Consider the following 18,187-nt stretch of genomic DNA (forward strand, 5'->3'; position numbering starts at 1 on the left):
AGGGAATCTCATGCTTGATCCAATACTCCTACTAGGGCTCGTGGTTGCCGTGCTTGTAATGTCTCTTGTCGCACAGGCACTTAGCTTCTATTTCCGGATTCCTTTTATCATTTTCCTGTTGATCGAAGGAATCATCGCAGGGCCCGAGGTCCTTAACCTGGTGAACCCGGCCCTATATGTCGACGGGCTGAGCACTATCGTGGCAATCTCGGTATCCGTTATTGTTTTTGACGGCGGGCTCCATATCGACCTGAAGCACATAAGGATGGTTCAGGAAAGTGTCCTGAAGCTGACAACAATAGGGGTCTTTGTGACTTTTCTTGGCACCACGGTTCTGACCAGCTGCCTGATAGGGCTCCCACTCGAACTAGCTGCCCTTTTCGGAGCCCTTGTAACGGCAACGGGCCCGACAGTGATAACCCCAATTGTGAGAAATATCCAGGTCAGCCACAAGCTTGGCAAGATCCTGGAGCTTGAGGGGGTCCTGAATGATGCTGCCAGTGTGATCCTTGCGGCCATGGTCTTCGAATGGGTAGCAGCAGAACTTTCCGGGACTGATGCTGTAGTCTTTATCCTTTACAGGCTGGGGATCGGAATTGCACTGGGGTCCTTGAGTGGGTTTGCTCTCCGCTGGTTTTTTACACGGGGAAAGGCGATCAGCAATCGGACTGCAAGGCTGGTCTCCCTTACCGCGGTATTTTCCTGCTTCGTCCTTTCGGAATACCTGGGCAACGAGTCCGGAATTCTGGCGGTAGCCATCTTCGGGATCATCCTCGGAACTTCGGAATTCCCTTATAAGGATACTATCAAGGAATTCAAGAGCGACATTGTGATTGTTATGCTTTCCCTGATTTTTATCCTGCTTGCTGCAATGATTAAATTCGAATATATTCTGAGAATAGGGGCAAGCGGAATAGCCCTTGTAATGCTTCTCATATTCGTGATCCGTCCTTTTGCAGTCTTTGTTTCTATGTGGAACTCGCAGATCGGCACGAATGAGAAACTTTTTATTTCCTTTGTCGGGCCCAGGGGCGTTGTGCCGACTGCGGTTGCGACCTATTTTGCAATCAAGCTTGATTCAATGGGCATTCCCGGAGGACAGACCCTCGTGGGGCTTGTCTTCCTTACGGTTATTATCACGGTCTTCATGAGTGGCAGCCTGTCAAAAAAAGTGGCAGAGGTGCTGGAGGTAATCCCTATGGAAATCCTTATTATTGGTGGAGGAAAGGTAGGCAGGATTCTTGCCGAACGTTTTGACAAAAGAGGAGAAAATGTAGTTGTTGTGGATATTTCCGAGGACAACTGCAAGAAATGCATGGAACTCGGAATCCGTACTGTCCAGGGAGATGCTGGAGACGTGAATGTCCTGAAAAAGGCAGGAATAGAGAATGCCAAATATGTGGTTGCTACAACTAATCAGGATAATACGAACCTTCTCTTCTGCCAGCTCGCTAAAGCTTCTTTCGGATTCAGGGGTGACCAGCTGGTAGCCAGGGTAAACGAAATCGAAAACCTGCAGGCTTTCTGGAACCTGGGGATCCGCTCCATGAGCCCGGCCATGACCACTGCAGTTGTGCTGGACAACATGATCGGAAGACCCCATCTTTTCTCAATGTGTGAGGTGGGAGGTGAAGGGGATATGATGGAAGTCAAGGTTACGAACCCCAGGGTGATCGGGCAAGCCATCAAGGATATCCAGTTCCCTGAAAAGAGCCTTCTGGTTATGGTTCAGCGGGGAAGTGATTCTATTATCGCCCATGGAAACCTCGTGCTTGAATATGAAGATATCGTAACCGTTATCGGAGAAGGAGATGCAGCCAAGCAGACCGCGTCCATACTTCACAAATAACTTTTAATATATTGCGGAGTATACTCCCTGGTAATTTGATAAACACATGCTGAAAATCGAATATCAGAGGAAGTCTCAGAGAAAGTGATTTTGTATCATGGATTCAGACCTGGAAAGGAAGATAAATCTTTTCTCTGTGTGGAAAACATGCACTGAAATGGTATGCACTCCTATTCCTTCTCCCGGACTTTCCCTTGATGGGAAGTGCGGAATGCATAAATGCATAATATCTGAATGTTTTATATCAAATGTTTTCAACCATAACCGAAAATTTTTATCCGCAACCGAATATTTTCACCTGTGACCGAATACTTTCACCCCGCCTCACTTAGCTTTATATTCTCTGCTGCGGTACTTTAGAGTGCCTCACAATTTGATGAAAATAACCATGAGGCTTGAGGTAGATTAAAGATGAAACAGATTGCAGAATCCATTAGAGACCGGTTTATGAAACTTGGCATCGATGTGCCTGTTGAGGACATCGAAAGCAGGCTTGACGAGTTGATCACGAAGTTCAAAGTGCCTTCAAACGAGGCACAGCGCAGCGTAATAAACTATTTTTTGAAGAAATATTCCATTCCTAAAAATGAGTTTTATGTCCGGCAGGCTGAACCCCAGCTCACTAAAATTGTGGATATTACTGAGAACGGACAGTGGGCAAATCTTAAGGCAAAGGTTGTTCAGCTCTGGGAAAATACCCATGAATCCATCTCCCAGGTTGGGCTCCTCGGAGATGAGACCGGGATCATAAAGTTTACCATCTGGAAAAATGCCGAACTTCCTCCTCTTGAACAGGGAGAGAGCTACCTTCTCCGGAGCGTTGTTGTAGGAGAATACAACGGTAGATTCCAGGTCCAGTTTAATAAAAACAGTTCCGTAGAGAAGCTTTCCGATCCCGTTGAAGTAGGGGGAGGCGATTTCACTCCCGCAGCAAGAGAAGCCGAACTCCGGAATATTGTCGACCTGGTGGGGAACCAGTGGGCTACAGTAAGAGGAAAAGTGGTCCAGCTCTGGGAAAATTCCCATGAGTCAATCGAACAGGCAGGGCTTATAGGAGACGAAACCGGTGTTATTAAATTCACCAACTGGGCAAGCTCCGAACTTCCTGATATGGAGGAAGGCAAAAGTTACATGCTTAAAAATGTGGTCGTTAACGAGTGGAACGGCAAGATCCAGATCCAGCTTAATAAATCAAGTTCCATAGAAATACTCGATGAAGATATCGAGGTGGGGACTTCCTCTTTTACATATTTCGGGGCAATGATTGACATTCAGACCGGGTCAGGGCTTATAAAGCGGTGCCCTGAATGCAAAAGGGCCCTGGTTAAAGGTGCTTGTGCAGAGCATGGAAAGGTCAAAGGAGAATATGACCTCAGGATAAAGGCAGTCCTTGATTCCGGAACTTCCACACAGGATGCCCTGATTAACCGGGAGCTCACCGAAGAGCTTGCAGGAATCTCTCTTGATAGCGCCATTGCAATGGCTGCGGATGCCCTTGACCCCGGGGTTGTGCTGGATAAATTGAAACATGAGCTTGTCGGCAGGTATTACACAGTCAGTGGGCACAGGCTTGACCGCTATATCCTTGTGGAATCGATCACTCCGAGGACTTCTCTGGACAGGGAACTACTTAATGAAATGTTTGCTGAACTGGGGGTGGAGTAAATGGCAGGCTTCTTTAGAGAAGTGTCGCGCAGGGTTTTCGCCCAGGAATTAAAAGACTCAAACCTCACATCCCGGGATGAAACCGACCAGTATGCTCCTCAGTATCTCCTTACACCTACGGGAACGAAGGTGAACCGTATTTTCATTGTGGGAACTCTTATCGAAAAGGAGGATATAGGTACCGACTCCGAGTACTGGAGAGGCAGGGTTTCCGACCCTACAGGTTCCTTCCTTGTTTATGCAGGGCAGTACCAGCCCGAAGCCGCACAGTTCCTTGAGGAGTGCGAACTGCCTGCTTTCGTAGCGGTCATTGGCAAAACCAGCACCTATACCACAGACGACGGAAATGTCCTGACCTCTATCCGTCCGGAATCTATCCAGCAGGTGGATGAACTGACAAGAAATCTGTGGGTGCTCGATACTGCAAAGCAGACTCTTGAGAGAATAAAGGCAGTTGAGGCACAGGAAGACCCTAACTCAAAGCTTGCAAGGGAGCACTACTCTACCGATATTGCGATTTACTGTGAAATGGTGAAAAAAGCTCTTGAGTCCCTTAAAGATAATTTCTGAGATCTAATGCCCTGGAAATAATCCCCGAGAATCATAAAAAGCAGTAATGATAAGTAATCGTGAAATTCAGGGGCTTTTGCCCTGAATCCACGTTTTTAAACCAGGAAGATCTTTGTGTTTTTAATTTTCTGTTAATTCTTTTCTTTACCCTTGATTTTTACTTTATTTTCATTTTGTTTTTCCTTTTATTTTGCTTTTTCCTTTATTCTCTTCATTTTTCGGATAGTTTTCTTCCAATCTTTTACGTACTGGCTCTGTTTTTTTATTTTTTAGGTTCTGGCAGCGTTAAAAGGCAAAATATAGATAAATAAACGAAACATGATATGAAATAAGCAATAAGTGTTTGAATAAGAGTTAGCGCTAAAATAAGTTAATGAATTGGTATATGAGATGATCCTGTGAAAACCTATCTTGTGGTCTGGTTCAGTAGTGAGGGAGTTCGCCCGTCTGAGGTCAACCAGAGGCTCCTGTCCCTGGGTTTCGAGCCCATGCAGGGAAGCTACGATTTCGTATATAATTGGAACAGCAATGTTGACGTCGAGAGAATTCTCGAGTTTGGAGACAAAGTCTACCTGAGCCTTCAGGGGACGGGGGTAATGTTCAAACTGGAGACTATGTGAACTGACAGGAGTTTGTCAGATACGTAAGTTCCAGAGACCTTGCCTAGCGGGGCATGTGCCCGAATTCTGACAATAAAAATCCTTAGTATATTCCTATGCTACCTTTTTCAGGTCCTTCCTGCAGGCTCAGGTGATCAGACTTCTTTTATTTCCTGTTCTCTTCCTCTTTTTGTTTTTTCAGGGCATCCTGAAACCTGATATATTCACAGCTATCTCCTTCAAGGGTAAGAATCCGACCTTTAATACTTCCTTTTTCAATTATCAGTTCCACAGCACTCGGTTTTGACATCCTGGGTTTTGTCGGGGAACCCGGGCAGACAAGTATGACCTCTTTTTTCTCAATCAAAGGGCGATGAAGATGTCCGAAAATCAGGACATCCACTCCCATTTCCCTGGCAAGGTAACCCTGAGCAGTTGTATCTATCACGGACAGCCCTCCTTCATGCACCACCCCTATTCTGATCCCTTCAACATCAAATTTCAGCTTTTCGGGAAGGAGCTGTCGGAGTTCGAAGGTATCGGCATTTCCGGCAACGGCTTTCAGCTTGCCACTTGCATTGAACGCCTGATATGCTTCTACAGTACTGAAGTCCCCTGCATGGACGATCAGGTCGCAGTCCTTGAGGATATTTTGAAGTTGAGGGGGGACTTCGCCGGTCTTGAGGTGGGTATCGGAAATTGCGATCAGCTTCATGGAAAACCTCCGGGTAGATGATTATGCAGTATTGCAGAAAAACAGGTGGTTCGGATTCCAGACCCGTGAGTCCGGAATAATTCGAACTGAAAGATAAAAGTCAGGAAACTTATTCGACTGTCAGGTCAACAAGTTCGTATTCAAGGTTCTCGGTTTCTAACCTGCTCAGGAGCGCAGAGACCTGTTCGTCCACCGACACGACCAGGGATGAAAGACCGTGGTATGCAGCTTCGATTACGGATTCGTTTGTACCGAACATGACATTGGGACTTATGCCGATCTTGCGAAGGGCAATTAACGATTCCACCCCGATTGCTGCTATATAGGGTTTTGAGCCTGCCAGTGCTTTCAGGCGGTCGAGGTCAACTTTTCTTGATCCACCGCGTTCGACTCTGGGAACCTTGCAGATTGTGATGGTAGCATTTTCCAGGTCTATGAGACCTTTGAGGGTTGTTACTCCCACATCTTCTCCCTCGGCTGCATTGGATATGACAGTGCCTGAAGCTCCTGTTTTTTCCGTGCTGCTTACATAGAGAAGTCCGTTTTCCATTTTCAAGTAAACCTGCTGGCCTTCTTTGAGGTCCTCTTTTGTGATGGCTGTCCAGGTAGAGACATGGCTGATGATGTCCTCCATGACAAAGCGGGCGTACTGTTTCATTTCAGCAGCGTTTTCAAGGACCCATTCCACGCCCTCTTTTGTAATCCTGTACCGGACGCGGCCCTCGGTTACAATGAGCCCGTCGTTTACAAGCTCCTTGATGTATTCGGAAACAGCCTGAGGGGTTATTCCTATCTTTGCGGCAATCTCCTTTTGCCTGACATTGGGCTGGTGGGCAGCAATCTCAATAAGGACCTGAAATTTGGTGACGCCGCTCTTGGTCTGGAGGATCTTAATCATCAATCGTAATTCTCCTCAACATCTTCAATTATTTTTAATCTCTGCCCCATTACTGAAAGCCTCTCGGACCTGCGGGCAACGGCGCAGATATAAAACGGATTTTTGTTAAGAGTCCGTGTGAGGTTGCTCATCGAGGTATTACCCTCTTCTACCAGTCTTTCCAGTTCATCCATTGCATCCTTTACCTCCTCATACGGTTTGAAGGTCAGCATTATGATGTCACTGAGGTCTTCAAAGGAACACTGAAAGTTCACCTGAACCTTTGAATAAGAACTGTGGTATTCTTTTGAGGGTTTTTGTCCTGCTTCAGGGACTCTCCACTGGCTCTCGAGGAGCCCGGCTTTTTTCAGAATATGAAGGCTTCTTGATGAGTCCGAACCTATGAACTCATCAATTTCTGCTCTTGTCATCCATTTGCTAGAAAGTGCATCGAATATTTTTTTATGGGTTCTTGATCCAAATGTCCTGAGTAATGGTACTAAATAGGAAGGATCGTTAATTATTCGAGTTCGTTTACCCATTTATGTCCTCTCCTTCTCGCCTTATATTATCAGCTTTCAAATATGATAAAGATTTGTGATATGATAATTCTTTGTAATCGACATCAAGCTTCTTTGTAATCGATATCAAGCCCTTCGGGCCCGTCCCAGGAAAAAACAGGAGCAATGCGCTTCAGATTATGGGTTTTTTCATGCAGGGCGTGGGCAACAATCGGAAGAGCAATGGTAGCGTCCACAAAAACCTGTACTTTCTTTGCCTGAGGGGCGATCTTTCCCCAAGAGACAGCTTCATCAAAAGTGCAGCCTGAGAGACCTCCCCAGTGTGGGGAATCGGAAGTATACTGGATCGCGTAGTCATGTCCGCCAATATCCATCCCGAGAATAGAAGCTATTACTTCGGTCTGCTGGATAAAGTTTTTCGGAACTCCGCCTCCTACATAAACAACACCTGTACGTTCGGATTTTTCCACGATCTGTGTGATCTCATCCACGTCTTTTATCTGGTCTATTTCAAGTTTCAGCCCTTTCCTCCTTGCAATGGTAAGCCCTATTCCTATGGAACTGTCTGACAGTGCAGGTACAAAAATCGGGACATTGTACCTGTATGCGCTTACAACTATCGAGTCTTCGGCAGCTCCTCTCCTGACAAGCTCCTTTCCGAGCAGGTACATGAATTCTCTGGAAGAACAGGTAATTTCCCCGATCTCCGGCGCAAAATCCGCAATCAGGTTGTCTGCGGTCCTGAACTCTTCTTCCACTGCAAAGACGTCATAAATCCTGTCCACTCCCTGTTCGAAGAGTTTTTCATCATCAGCCAGATGTGAACCCACATAGTGTTTCCTGCCGAGGGCTTCGTGACAGTCATGGAACAGGTTTGCTCCTGTGCTTACAAGGCAATCGATCATTCTTTCCCGGATCATATGGGAAATAACCCTGCGCATCCCGGCAGGGACCATGGCTCCGGATAAACCCATAAACACAGTCGTATTCTTCTCTTTAAGCATGTTATACCAGGCCTGGACTGACTCTGCCAGCTTCCTTCCCTGAAAGCCGGTCCTGAGCATTCCGTCCATCAATTCACTTACGGACCTGTCTTTTACATCAATAGGAACGGTCGGGTTGTTCGTAAATACATTGTGATGCATGCCATTCTCCATAATAAGCAGATAGAGGTAGGTTTGCCTGTGCCCTCGGAATCTTGTCTGGCAGGTACCCGGCAATAAAGGTAGGAGACACAAATAACGTTAAGGGATTATATATTTTTTATTAAATATCAATATATGCAGACTCTCTATCCTGAAACTTCTTTATAGAGACAGGCTTCTCCGAAGGGGACTTTTTTACTGTGTTGATTGTCGATCAGGTGCCGGATTGACGGATTGATAATTAATGCTGAGTTAACGATTGGTTTGATTATCAATGCTGAGTTGATGATTGACCTGGTGATTGGATGCTAATAATTGTGATCTGGATAGAGTATTAGAGATAGTATAGGGAAATAGATGTGTAAATAGATGTATTGCAGTAAAATATGTAATGTCTGTAAACAGGCAAAGTATGTAATTAATATCTGTAATAGTACTGTAATGTATATTAAACAACAGCATTAACCGCAGTTCCGGCGCAGTTTCAGTATGACGGAGTTTCAGTATGAAGTTCCTTTTTAAATTATAAAAACTGCTGCGGATATTACAGTCATCCAGTCTCCACTTTCCTGTACTGAAGACGACTTTGGGATGCTGAAGGTTTTGAGAGGGGGTTCATTTATCCAGGTGCTGTACATGCTTCCTGCAAGTTTTATGGCATGTTCTCCCACTTCATGTGCGCTTTCTTCGTAAGCATGGTACTCGGAAATATAGCCGTGTTTGCTTATGTCTCTGGGAAGTGCGCATCCTACGGAGGTGCTTAAGGTCTTTCCAGGTTCATTGGAAGAGATTCTGGACATTACACAGAAAACTACCTCTCCAGGACTAAGTTCTTTCAGGCCATCTTCCTTTGTCACAATTTCACAGTTTGGAGGCAGGATCGAACTTACGGTTACAAGGTTAAATTTTTCAATACCTGCGTCCCGGAGTGAAACCTCAAATGATTCAAGTTTTTCGGAGTGCGAACCAACTCCACTTGTAAAGAATACTTTTCTAGGAATTAACTTTGTGATCATCTTTACTTCCTTGCGAGGCCATCAATTTGAACTTAATTGAAATGGCAATTATCATTTTTAAGCGTTGCCCTTCAATTTCGCTGGAAAAAAGTCCTATTGCTGTTTCTTCAGGCATTAGCGGAGTGCAGGAGTTCATATCTATACTTTTATATTTAAACGTGTTTTATTCGGGAGTTTTTATGTATATTTTTGCAATCCGAAGTTCTTTTACTCTTATTCAATTTGGTCTACAATTCCTTTTTTTCAAAATGGATATGTTACCTCAAAAAATTCTTTTAATTTTGTACTTTATTCCTTCTTGTAAGCCTTAGTTTCCGTTCTTTGCCGAAATACTTCAATTTTCCCGGCCTCTGTGCAAAACTCTCATAAGCTTTATATCATGCCGGATAATTACATCGTGTGTTACTCCTTACAATTTTCCTGTTCAGCCTTTTAATGACAGGAAAAATTCAGTTTTTTCCGGTATCCCCCGGAAATGCGGACCTGATTATGTGTTATTGGAGCAGGAGACTGTGTTTTTCTGGCCCCGGGCCTGAAGAGCGAACTACCATTAATTAACCCTGATGTTAATATAAAGGCAGAGACAATGGCCGAGAAACTCAACCTTAAAGTTATGGAACTGCTTGACGGCAAGCAGCTCTCAATCAGCGGACTTTCGCGGGAACTGAAAGCCGAGGGGATAGAAGAACACAGGCTGGTCCTGACAGGTTACCTCAGGGCACTCCGGGACCTGGAACTTCTGGAGGAAAGTGAAGTTCCCCCTTCCAAGATCTATGCTCTGCCCGAAAAGGACAGGGAGGCTCTGCCTGAAAAAGGCAGTGAATCAGAGCCGGCAGTCCTCTCCGATTCTGAAGACATTTACCTCATTTTCAGGACCCAACTCTTGAAAATCGACCTTGACTTCCGGATTCCGGTTGGCGTTTATGTAATTTCCAGGCTGTTTGAAAGACCCTGTTTTCGCAGGGAGTTGAAACTTGCAGGAATTACCCAGAAACACCTCGACCAGTACATGGAAAAATCCGCCATGGTTTGTGAAGTTTCGGACTCCTCCCTGAAAAAAGCCAGAGGAGAAATTACGAAAATTGAGATCCCTACAGATGATCCTGCATACGAAGTCAGGGAAAACAGGGACGAATTAACCCGGCTTGCAAATGAAGTGCTTGCAGGGATGATTCGGCACAGAATGGACCTGGAAGGGCTGGTAGCAAAAAGCAAACAAACCACTCTGGTGCCCTGAAAAACTTTTCTTTTTCCTGAAAACCTTTACACAAGTCGGAATCCAATCCAGAATAAAAAAGCAGATATGCTGGTCCGAATATGAAAGTTGCCTGTATCCAGATGGACGTGCTTCAATGCAAGAAGCAAGAAAACCTCGAAAAAGCCCTTTACCTGGGTCTCAAAGCTGTAAAGAAAGGAGCCGAGTTAATTGTTTTTCCCGAGGTCTTTTCCACAGGCTTTTGCTACGAAGATCTTAACCATGCAGCCGAAAGTCTCCCCTCTCCCACTCTTGAGAACCTTGCATGTTTTTCCGAAGCAAATGATTGCATTATCCTGGGCTCATTTATTCAGAAAGATAACAGAGAAACCTGCACGGAAAGTGATGGAGACGGCGGTAAAGATAAGGGTAGAGATGGTGGAAAAAAAGGTTCTAAAAAAGGAGAAAAGGGTTTTTCCGGAAAAGAAACGGAAATTCCGGAGAGTAAAGTTTTTACGGAAAGGAAAAATTCCACTCTCTACTACAACCTTGGCTTTTGTTTTGAGTCCGGAGCCTTTGCAGGTACCTACCGGAAAACCCACCCTTTTAAAGCCGAAAACGATTATTTCTCAAAAGGAAGCTCCATAGAGCCCATTTCCCTTAAGAAACAGAACCTTAAAATCGGGTTTGAAATTTGCTATGAACTCCGTTTTCCCGAGGTTGCAAGAAAACTTTCCCTTTCCGGGGCTGACCTGCTTGTGACCACAGCCGCTTTTCCAAATCCCAGGGCTGATCACTGGAAAACTCTTGCAAAGGCAAGAGCGATCGAAAATCAGATCCCGCACGTCGCATGCAACAGGGTAGGCTCTGCTCCTGACTGTACGTACTTCGGAAATTCGATGATTATTGATGCCTGGGGTGAGGTAAAAGCTGAAGCAGGCAGTAAGGAGTGCGCAATTGTCTGCGACCTTGACCTTGCAGGAAAAGAAGAAATTCGAAAGGTTATTCCTATTTTTGGAGACCGGAGAATTGAACTTTATTCCGACAATTAGTGCCTTTTCGGAATTTTTTTGAAAAATCAGACCGACCTCATTAAATCTATGTCATTTTTTACTGCGTGCCGCCCGCAATTTGATTGAAATCCGGTTTCTCAGTCCAAATGCTTAAGTCTTTATTGGAACAATTTAAGGGAAGTAGAAAATTGAAAAATATTATTACGATTCAGCACACACAATCTGTCCATCATACGAATGGAATGATAGGGGCCTGGACTGACTGGGAATTAACTGCTCTGGGAAAGCAGCAGGCATTTAATATCGGTGAAGCGTTGAGAAAAGAAGTAGCGGATCAACACTATGTAATGTATGCATCCGATTTATTGCGGACCAGACAAACCGCAGATATCGTAGCTTCCTCACTGGAAATTGTGCCGATTTATAAAAAAGAACTTCGAGAACTTAATTTAGGAAGTGCTACAGGGAAATCAGTTGAGTGGTTACATAAAAATCAGGTTAAGCAGGATATGCGTACATCTTCTCTGGACTATAAACTCCTGCCAGACGCAGAATCAAAACGAGATCTATATTATCGACTGCTTCCTTTTTTGCATGAAATGCAAAATTCCCGGGAAGAAAACATTATAATAGTCTCGCACGGCGGCACATTAAGTATGCTATTTTACATGTGGCATAACCACGATATCAATAATCTGGAAAATACGGAATTTCGGGGTCTACCCGGAGGAGTCTCAGTTTTAAATGAAAATGATAAAGGGGTAAGAATTATACGAAAGTTAAACGATTTATCTTACTTATCTTATCCCGTTAAATGAAATCTGTTGCAAGCTCCGTTTTCCCGAAATTGCAAGAAAAAGGTTCTCCGGTGGGCCCTGATCTGTTTGTGATCCCAGCAAAATTTCTCTTTTTCTTCTGTTAATTAGTCGTCAAACCCTCAAATCTTCTTATCCATACCTCAAATCTTCTTATCCGGCATCCCTGTGATAAGCTGCAAATCCACTCCCGCTCCACTAATTAATAAGCGCTCTTTTTTGTTGCCAAGCAACTTCTGTGTCCAGTCAACAAAGCCGCCGTCCACAATTTCCACATCATTAACGCTGAGCTTGAAATTAATTCCCTGATAATAACTGTTGTCGGTTTCTTCCAGGTTCACTGTAAAATCAATATTGGGATACCTTTCCCGAAGGTGGAGGTGGATTCTCTCGATGAAGCCCGTTTTATCGGCATATCCATTTCTTATGTTAAGGGAAACTCGGAACTTATGCCCCAATTTCTCTCCGAAATAGCTTATATAAAACTCCATATGCCTGGCTATTGCGTTCTTTTCGAACCCATAAGAACCTCTGTCTTTGCCGGAACTGGCAAGAGTAAACAGGCTAAAATGAGGTACGAATTCCATACTCTGAAACATTTGCCCGCGAGTAACCCTGCAGGTCGCGGATAAATGAACCGGGCTTTTTGTGTTATCAATGGTCTTCTTTTTTATTCCATCAGCAAGGTAGATGGCGAGCATATTGGTGCTGTCTGCAATGAGTTCCAACCCTCTTGTTGCGGAGATCACGTTGTTCTGGTCAACCTTTGCTATGACAGAGCAGCTTCCTAACAGGCCTGCAGGAGAGAGTAAAACAGGCGAAAAACCCGAAGCTTCAGCCATTTCGAGCATTAATAGTTCTGCTTGCTTGACCTGAATGGGGTTAAGTCCGGAAGGCTTTACAAACCTGTTGGCCTCGTACCTGCTCAAAAGACCATTCGGAGTATTTCTGTTTGCCATCTCTTTTGAAAGGGCGAGCAGAAATGTGGTAATTTCTGATTGGGAAAGCCTATTTGTAAGTTCATTTATCAGGTTTTTGTTGCCTGCTTTTTCAAGCACATTTTCAATAATATTTGAATTTTTCATTACCACTCCACGCTTATTATTCCACTCTTATTATTCCACTCTTATTATTCCACTCTTATTATTCCACTCTTATTATTCCACTCTTATTATTCCACTCTTATTATCCCACTTTTATTTTTTGTCCTTTAGATGAATTACCTTCTCTTCTTTTTTCCCTTGTCTCGGACATCTCCAGGACAGAAGGTGAGACAACTTTTGAGGTGAGATAACTTAGGTAAGACAACTTTCATGTACAGGCTGTGCAAAAATGAAGAATTGAGGCCCGAAACCTTTCAGCTTCCGCAAACCAAAAGCTTCCAAAGCACGCTCCCTTACAACTTTAAGCCTGCAGAAAGGTTCGGTGCGGAAGAAGCTCCTTTTGGCGTTTCTTCTTTACTCAAACCTTTCAAAAACCCTGACAGGTTTTTTTATGCGAACGGATGTTTTGCGGAATCCTTTTTGGCCAGTGCTTCTTTAACGGTCGGTTTGCTCCCCATTGCACGGACTATTGCAAGTTTGGTTGCTTCATAGTTGTATTCGTAGACTTTATCCTTGTCTTTTGCATCCCATTCGATAAAGACCGAAACGATGATAAAAATGTCATTTGCCTGCTCTTCAGGGAGTATTCCGGCAGCTACCGAGTCCATAACAGCTTTTGCAACCGCAGCCTGGGCAGGTCCGAACATCAGGGAAGCCTGTGCCACATTCTTGATAGTTACCTTGTTTACAAGGATATTTGCATAATTGTAACCCTATTAATAAAATTATGGGATTGCAGGAAAAGTGATCGGATGAAGTATGCGGAATTAAAAGAGGATAAATATATTAAGGCGTGGCTGTCTGGAATTGGTGCAAAAACTAACACAAGAGAAATTTATACGGACTCGATTCGGGCATACACCGACTTCTTAGAAAAGACACCGGAAACCATTATACTAGAATCCGAAGACGACATAAAAAACGGTCTGCTAATGCGTGAACGTAAAATATCGAGCGAGCTTACAAAGTTCAGGGAGAAGCTGGAAGAGTCCGGCAGTGCTCCAATGTCTATCAAAGGCAGATTATCCGGAATTCGGAGCTTTTACAGGTTTTACAATATTCAACTCCCGGTCCTACCCAGATCCACGACCACAGCAAGACCACTACTAAAACACCGGGATATCCCCAATAAGAAAGGCATCAGGGATATACTCAATGTCGCAGATCAACTCGAAAGAGCAATAGTTTTAACCGGTGTTTCAAGTGGGCTGTTGGTTAATGAAATTTCAAACCTGAAAGCACAAGACTTCCTTGACGGTTACGACCCTGAAACGCAAATAACGACCCTACACCTGATCCGGGCAAAAGTGGGCTATGAGTTTTACACCTTCCTATCGCCGGAGTGCTCGCGTGCAATATTGGACTACATACAGTGGAGAAATCGCACATCAGATACAAAAGACCTACCCAGGCAAGAACACTTGCAAAAACAGAAGGTAGAATATGATTCCAGATGTAAAGCAATCGGTTACCTATTCATTGGTCGATATATCCCGAAAGCATATCTGCAAACCAAAGACGAAGACCTCAGACAACTCAGCACAAAGGCGATACAAAAGATTTACTGTGAACTAAACGAAAGAGCCAGCAAAGCTAACCCCACCGGAGAATGAAATCTAGTAAGATCCCATAATATCAGGAAGTTTTTTAATAGCACACTCCTAGCAAATAAAGCTGAATTATATCTCGTCGACTTCTTTATGGGACACCAAATAGACTCCACAAGAGACGCATATTTTAGAGCCGATCCTAAAGCTCTGAAAGCGGAGTATGCCAAACACATCGACTCACTTGACCATAGAGGAGACCATAGACCCAACAGAGCATCCGATATACAACTTGATGAAGCAGGAAAACGAAGCTCTCAAAGCATCGAATGAAATCATGAACCGTGAACGCCAGGCAGAAAGAGAAGCGCTGAAAACTGTCCTTGATGAAATTGAGAAATTGAAACAGGCGACCACAGAGAGAGAAAAATTGCGAAATGAGTTTGCACCCATAATAGACGAAAACGAGGCACAGATAAACGCCGTGGAAAATACAACCGGTGTAGACTTCACAACCGCAGTGGAAAAGTTTGATGTTGGTGCAATAATACCCCCAGACAGTGAACAGATGAAGGAGCACAATAGACGGTTGAAGACTGATCAGGATTACCGCGAGAGATGGCGAAAAGCGACAAGTTATAACGAGTTCCAGAAACTCAAAAACAAGAAACGGGAGACTTTAAACACACTGTTGGATAAACTTTAAATCGGGAAAATAATCGGGGTTCGTCCCCCTTCCCACAGCCCCTTATACCGGGCGCTTCTAACTGATACAGGGACATTTTATTCGATAAACGATTCACAACTGAAGATTTATGTTAATGATTCGATGTAATCATCCACCCCACTCTCTTTTATCTTGCTTATATTCAATTTGTAGTAATTTTTATTCATCGTGGCTTTGTAAAAGTTAATAGGGATACCTTTATTGATGTAATACTTTTCAATTATTTTATAAACCCTGTAAGCATCATAATGCTTTGTTTTTAATCCAAAAATAACCCCTTCGAGCTCATCTTTTTTGAAATTTTGAATATTTTTTCGCTCAATTGATAACATTCGCCGTTCCTTTTCATACCTCCAACAAGTCGATTTTGTTAGTAGATTCTCAAAAAGTGATTCATGATCATTTCGCATAATTACACCGGCATAATTTTTATAAGGCGGTTTTTTTGCTCGGTATCTCACTTCAAATAGCGGCACGGTTTTCAAGTCAACTGTTAATCGAAACGTGGTTGTATAGCTGCAGTTTGGTGTCTTCGGCACTTCGATGGTTTTGTAACTTAGACACATACCCTTATGTTTATTTGCATAGTGGCTCCACATTAGAATATTATTTCGTTTTTCCGAAAAACAGCACGTCAAAGGGGATAGATAATCCCGCATATCTTCAGTTACTATTCTTGTTTTTGGATCTTGTTTAAGTACACCAGTATTTATCAAGTAGTTTAGCTGCACCCGCGCATTCATTGGAGTCGCATGTGCTGGATACCCTCTATAAAATTTTTCATACCATTGCCGCTCCGTGTATTCCATACACCCATTTACATCACTGTCAAACGGATCATTGAAATTACGCGGATCTTGAAAGTATAATTGGTTTTTCTCCAAGTTTTCAAACAAGTGCTCGTTAACGGTTTCATACTTATATACTAATTTCGGTTTTTCCTGTTGACCCATATTATTTTTAAATGTAAAAATTAATAATATGCTTTTCGATTTGTGAAAGTGAATAGCTACATATTACGGTGTTCGATCTAAAACAGGTTCAATATTATAAAATGTCATATTTTCACCATTAAAAAAACAGTATCGACAAAACACACGAAACGAATAAAACTCATTCTATAAATATAATATGTTTTTTCTTTAAATAAAATAAGATTTAATCGAAAGCGGGTGACGACATTATGAAGAAAGATTTTATATACTAACCGTGCATCAAGAATAAATGTAAAAAACGAACGAAAGTATAACTCGGAAAGACCGGCCCAAAACGGTCTAACCGAAGGAAATCAAACATGCCTGAAAAGTTCGAAAGAAAACAAATCGAGCTGAGTTTTAAAAAGTTCAATGGTTACGCGGATGACGTATTATCATCAGATTATTATGTATTTGATACAACATTTAATCGTTTTATTCAGTACTGTGAAAACGATCCAGTAATGTCATACATTTGCAATCAGTTAAAAAGTGTAGACATTGAATATGATGAATGGTGTAAAAAACTTAAGCATACCAGCGAAAGAAGCGTTTTTGATCTACCCTCGGATGAAACTAAAAGCTATGCCATCTTATATCAAATATGCCTGAAAGTTAACAAGAAAGACCCTCATTACTTTGACTTTTCAAGAAAGTTTCTCGGGGCCCCAGATAAGACTGTGGCAATAAGTAGATTCAATAAAACTATCGTGAAACCGTTAGCAAGGGAAATAAATTACAGATTAGATAAAATTATGTATGACATTGAAATTGATCACAGCGGGGAACGATATCTACAACCAACTGTATTAAATTTAAATTTGGATGCAAGTACAAATGTTAATAACTGCGACATCAAAATGAAAAATGACAGTATAATCGGTAATAATGCAAAAATCATAAAAACAATTAAGGAAAACAAAACACTTCGTTTATTTGGGGTCGTAGTTGGATTAGTAACCGGGATTGCTAGCATAATTGAGATTTACAACTATTGCACTGGAACATAGAAAAGCACGTCATATTAAGTCGTAGTCTACTCATCCGTTTTTTCTTATATCGTTCTTAGGCTAACCTAACTTTTCCAACCATTTCTAAACGGTGGTCACCCCCTTCCCTCAGCCCCTTAAATCAGGGGCACGAGTTCAAGATGAAGGTTTCCGGCTTCGCCGTCGCTACGCTAAACCATCATCAGAACCCGGTGCTTATGCCTGATCGGGGCAGAGGCGCGGGGGGAGGTCGGGAAAAAACAGTTTTGCTTTAAGTGTGGGCTACCGCTAACACAGGAAAGCATCAAAGAAGAGGAAACCGCCACAAGCGATATAACACAATTAATACTCGGAAACCCTGAATTGCTGGCCATCTTGACTGAAAAGTTAAAGCAGGAAATGCAAAAGTAACAGCGATCACCTTTGTATACAGACATGCGCGTAAAATAGGTTATATATATCTTTGGCTTAGTATATTTAACGTAGTTACTTAAAATATGGTAACACATGAGGATATAGAAGCAGATGCAAAAGTAACATCGGTTACCCTTTAGCCACATACCGACAATGGTTCGCTTATATACCTCAACACACATAATATAAACAGAGGTGAAAAAACATGCCAACCCAAATTGGAAAAAGGATGCAAGTCGTTGCATACATTGACCCAGAAACGTTCGAACGTATCGAAGAGATGCGAGGAAAAGAGCCAAGAAGTGCCTTTTTAGGCGAAAAAATAAATGAAATTGTGAATGCGAATGCCTGTTAATGCAGAGACGCGCCAACGTCATGAAGCAGGAACAGGCACAAATACACCAAATTATCTTAAGTTAAGATAATATTTAAACCTTTTTTTCCTGCTTTTTT

Annotated in this window: 19 protein-coding genes; 11 read left to right on the forward strand and 8 right to left on the reverse strand. The window is 42.9% G+C overall.

Annotated elements, in window-relative coordinates:
• Nucleotides 1–10 precede the first annotated feature (10 nt).
• The 4 genes from MSSIT_RS06315 (at nt 11) to MSSIT_RS06335 (ending at nt 4,704) form a co-directional block, all read left to right on the forward strand.
• Entirely contained in the window at nt 11–1,849 is a 1,839-nt protein-coding gene (locus MSSIT_RS06315) for a cation:proton antiporter domain-containing protein (RefSeq protein ID WP_048170912.1), read from the forward strand.
• A 411-nt stretch (nt 1,850–2,260) separates the two neighbouring features.
• Nucleotides 2,261–3,514 (forward strand): replication protein A, encoded by a 1,254-nt coding sequence (locus tag MSSIT_RS06325; RefSeq protein WP_048170915.1) that lies wholly within the window; start codon nt 2,261–2,263, stop codon nt 3,512–3,514.
• Nucleotides 3,515–4,084: an RPA family protein gene (locus MSSIT_RS06330; RefSeq protein WP_048170917.1), complete on the forward strand. Its 570-nt coding sequence runs from the start codon at nt 3,515–3,517 to the stop codon at nt 4,082–4,084.
• Between the two features lie 398 nt (nt 4,085–4,482).
• Complete coding sequence (locus tag MSSIT_RS06335) at nt 4,483–4,704, forward strand: hypothetical protein (protein WP_011022956.1); 222 nt, start codon at nt 4,483–4,485, stop codon at nt 4,702–4,704.
• A 145-nt stretch (nt 4,705–4,849) separates the two neighbouring features.
• Here the strand turns inward: MSSIT_RS06335 and MSSIT_RS06340 are convergent, their stop codons facing one another.
• From MSSIT_RS06340 to MSSIT_RS06360, 5 genes are all read right to left on the reverse strand, one after another.
• Nucleotides 4,850–5,398, reverse strand: coding sequence for a metallophosphoesterase (locus MSSIT_RS06340; RefSeq protein ID WP_048170919.1), 549 nt, complete (start codon nt 5,396–5,398; stop codon nt 4,850–4,852).
• A gap of 109 nt (nt 5,399–5,507) precedes the next feature.
• On the reverse strand, nt 5,508–6,296 hold the full coding sequence (locus MSSIT_RS06345; RefSeq protein ID WP_187151936.1) for a DUF7839 domain-containing protein: 789 nt from the start codon (nt 6,294–6,296) through the stop codon (nt 5,508–5,510).
• Entirely contained in the window at nt 6,296–6,817 is a 522-nt protein-coding gene (locus MSSIT_RS06350; RefSeq protein ID WP_048170924.1) for an ArsR family transcriptional regulator, read from the reverse strand. The genes MSSIT_RS06345 and MSSIT_RS06350 overlap by 1 nt, the downstream gene beginning before the upstream one ends.
• Before the next feature lie 83 nt (nt 6,818–6,900).
• The gene (locus MSSIT_RS06355; protein ID WP_048170927.1) at nt 6,901–7,941 is read right to left on the reverse strand and encodes a deoxyhypusine synthase; all 1,041 of its coding nucleotides are present in this window, start codon (nt 7,939–7,941) and stop codon (nt 6,901–6,903) included.
• A 518-nt stretch (nt 7,942–8,459) separates the two neighbouring features.
• The gene (locus MSSIT_RS06360) at nt 8,460–8,957 is read right to left on the reverse strand and encodes a pyruvoyl-dependent arginine decarboxylase (RefSeq protein WP_048170929.1); all 498 of its coding nucleotides are present in this window, start codon (nt 8,955–8,957) and stop codon (nt 8,460–8,462) included.
• 586 nt (nt 8,958–9,543) lie between these two features.
• Between MSSIT_RS06360 and MSSIT_RS06365 the strand changes: the two genes are divergently transcribed.
• From MSSIT_RS06365 to MSSIT_RS06375, 3 genes are all read left to right on the forward strand, one after another.
• Complete coding sequence (locus MSSIT_RS06365; RefSeq protein WP_048170932.1) at nt 9,544–10,194, forward strand: hypothetical protein; 651 nt, start codon at nt 9,544–9,546, stop codon at nt 10,192–10,194.
• 80 nt (nt 10,195–10,274) lie between these two features.
• The gene (locus MSSIT_RS06370; RefSeq protein WP_048170933.1) at nt 10,275–11,204 is read left to right on the forward strand and encodes a nitrilase-related carbon-nitrogen hydrolase; all 930 of its coding nucleotides are present in this window, start codon (nt 10,275–10,277) and stop codon (nt 11,202–11,204) included.
• Between the two features lie 149 nt (nt 11,205–11,353).
• Nucleotides 11,354–11,983: a histidine phosphatase family protein gene (locus MSSIT_RS06375; protein ID WP_048174562.1), complete on the forward strand. Its 630-nt coding sequence runs from the start codon at nt 11,354–11,356 to the stop codon at nt 11,981–11,983.
• Between the two features lie 140 nt (nt 11,984–12,123).
• On the opposite strand, the gene MSSIT_RS06380 is transcribed toward MSSIT_RS06375, so the two are convergent.
• A complete protein-coding gene (locus MSSIT_RS06380) occupies nt 12,124–13,065 on the reverse strand; it encodes a hypothetical protein (RefSeq protein ID WP_048170936.1) in 942 nt (313 codons plus the stop codon).
• A gap of 407 nt (nt 13,066–13,472) precedes the next feature.
• Nucleotides 13,473–13,778 carry a formaldehyde-activating enzyme gene (gene fae / locus MSSIT_RS06385; protein ID WP_269430827.1) on the reverse strand — a complete coding sequence of 102 codons (306 nt, stop codon included), beginning with the start codon at nt 13,776–13,778 and terminating at the stop codon, nt 13,473–13,475.
• A 57-nt stretch (nt 13,779–13,835) separates the two neighbouring features.
• Between fae and MSSIT_RS06390 the strand changes: the two genes are divergently transcribed.
• Nucleotides 13,836–14,696, forward strand: coding sequence for a hypothetical protein (locus MSSIT_RS06390; RefSeq protein WP_048170938.1), 861 nt, complete (start codon nt 13,836–13,838; stop codon nt 14,694–14,696).
• Between the two features lie 178 nt (nt 14,697–14,874).
• Nucleotides 14,875–15,336: a hypothetical protein gene (locus MSSIT_RS06395; RefSeq protein WP_231590447.1), complete on the forward strand. Its 462-nt coding sequence runs from the start codon at nt 14,875–14,877 to the stop codon at nt 15,334–15,336.
• Between the two features lie 107 nt (nt 15,337–15,443).
• Here the strand turns inward: MSSIT_RS06395 and MSSIT_RS06400 are convergent, their stop codons facing one another.
• On the reverse strand, nt 15,444–16,310 hold the full coding sequence (locus tag MSSIT_RS06400) for a DUF2971 domain-containing protein (protein WP_048170942.1): 867 nt from the start codon (nt 16,308–16,310) through the stop codon (nt 15,444–15,446).
• A gap of 341 nt (nt 16,311–16,651) precedes the next feature.
• Here MSSIT_RS06400 and MSSIT_RS06405 point away from each other — a divergent pair, with 341 nt between their 5' ends.
• Nucleotides 16,652–17,341, forward strand: a complete 690-nt coding sequence (locus tag MSSIT_RS06405) for a hypothetical protein (RefSeq protein ID WP_048170944.1) — start codon at nt 16,652–16,654, stop codon at nt 17,339–17,341.
• A gap of 598 nt (nt 17,342–17,939) precedes the next feature.
• The gene (locus tag MSSIT_RS22960) at nt 17,940–18,089 is read left to right on the forward strand and encodes a hypothetical protein (RefSeq protein WP_156158803.1); all 150 of its coding nucleotides are present in this window, start codon (nt 17,940–17,942) and stop codon (nt 18,087–18,089) included.
• Nucleotides 18,090–18,187: the final 98 nt, after the last annotated feature.

Origin of the sequence: Methanosarcina siciliae T4/M (assembly GCF_000970085.1) — an archaeon.
GTDB classification, from domain to species: domain Archaea; phylum Halobacteriota; class Methanosarcinia; order Methanosarcinales; family Methanosarcinaceae; genus Methanosarcina; species Methanosarcina siciliae.

Bases quoted from the DNA above. Each gene is read 5' to 3' on its own strand.
- MSSIT_RS06315 (WP_048170912.1), top strand. From the start codon at position 11: ATGCTTGATCCAATACTCCTACTAGGGCTCGTGGTTGCCGTGCTTGTA.
- MSSIT_RS06325 (WP_048170915.1), top strand. From the start codon at position 2,261: ATGAAACAGATTGCAGAATCCATTAGAGACCGGTTTATGAAACTTGGC.
- MSSIT_RS06330 (WP_048170917.1), top strand. From the start codon at position 3,515: ATGGCAGGCTTCTTTAGAGAAGTGTCGCGCAGGGTTTTCGCCCAGGAA.
- MSSIT_RS06340 (WP_048170919.1), bottom strand. From the start codon at position 5,398: ATGAAGCTGATCGCAATTTCCGATACCCACCTCAAGACCGGCGAAGTC.
- MSSIT_RS06345 (WP_187151936.1), bottom strand. From the start codon at position 6,296: ATGATTAAGATCCTCCAGACCAAGAGCGGCGTCACCAAATTTCAGGTC.
- MSSIT_RS06350 (WP_048170924.1), bottom strand. From the start codon at position 6,817: ATGGGTAAACGAACTCGAATAATTAACGATCCTTCCTATTTAGTACCA.
- MSSIT_RS06355 (WP_048170927.1), bottom strand. From the start codon at position 7,941: ATGCATCACAATGTATTTACGAACAACCCGACCGTTCCTATTGATGTA.
- MSSIT_RS06360 (WP_048170929.1), bottom strand. From the start codon at position 8,957: ATGATCACAAAGTTAATTCCTAGAAAAGTATTCTTTACAAGTGGAGTT.
- MSSIT_RS06365 (WP_048170932.1), top strand. From the start codon at position 9,544: ATGGCCGAGAAACTCAACCTTAAAGTTATGGAACTGCTTGACGGCAAG.
- MSSIT_RS06370 (WP_048170933.1), top strand. From the start codon at position 10,275: ATGAAAGTTGCCTGTATCCAGATGGACGTGCTTCAATGCAAGAAGCAA.
- MSSIT_RS06380 (WP_048170936.1), bottom strand. From the start codon at position 13,065: ATGAAAAATTCAAATATTATTGAAAATGTGCTTGAAAAAGCAGGCAAC.
- MSSIT_RS06390 (WP_048170938.1), top strand. From the start codon at position 13,836: ATGAAGTATGCGGAATTAAAAGAGGATAAATATATTAAGGCGTGGCTG.
- MSSIT_RS06400 (WP_048170942.1), bottom strand. From the start codon at position 16,310: ATGGGTCAACAGGAAAAACCGAAATTAGTATATAAGTATGAAACCGTT.
- MSSIT_RS06405 (WP_048170944.1), top strand. From the start codon at position 16,652: ATGCCTGAAAAGTTCGAAAGAAAACAAATCGAGCTGAGTTTTAAAAAG.
- MSSIT_RS22960 (WP_156158803.1), top strand. From the start codon at position 17,940: ATGCCAACCCAAATTGGAAAAAGGATGCAAGTCGTTGCATACATTGAC.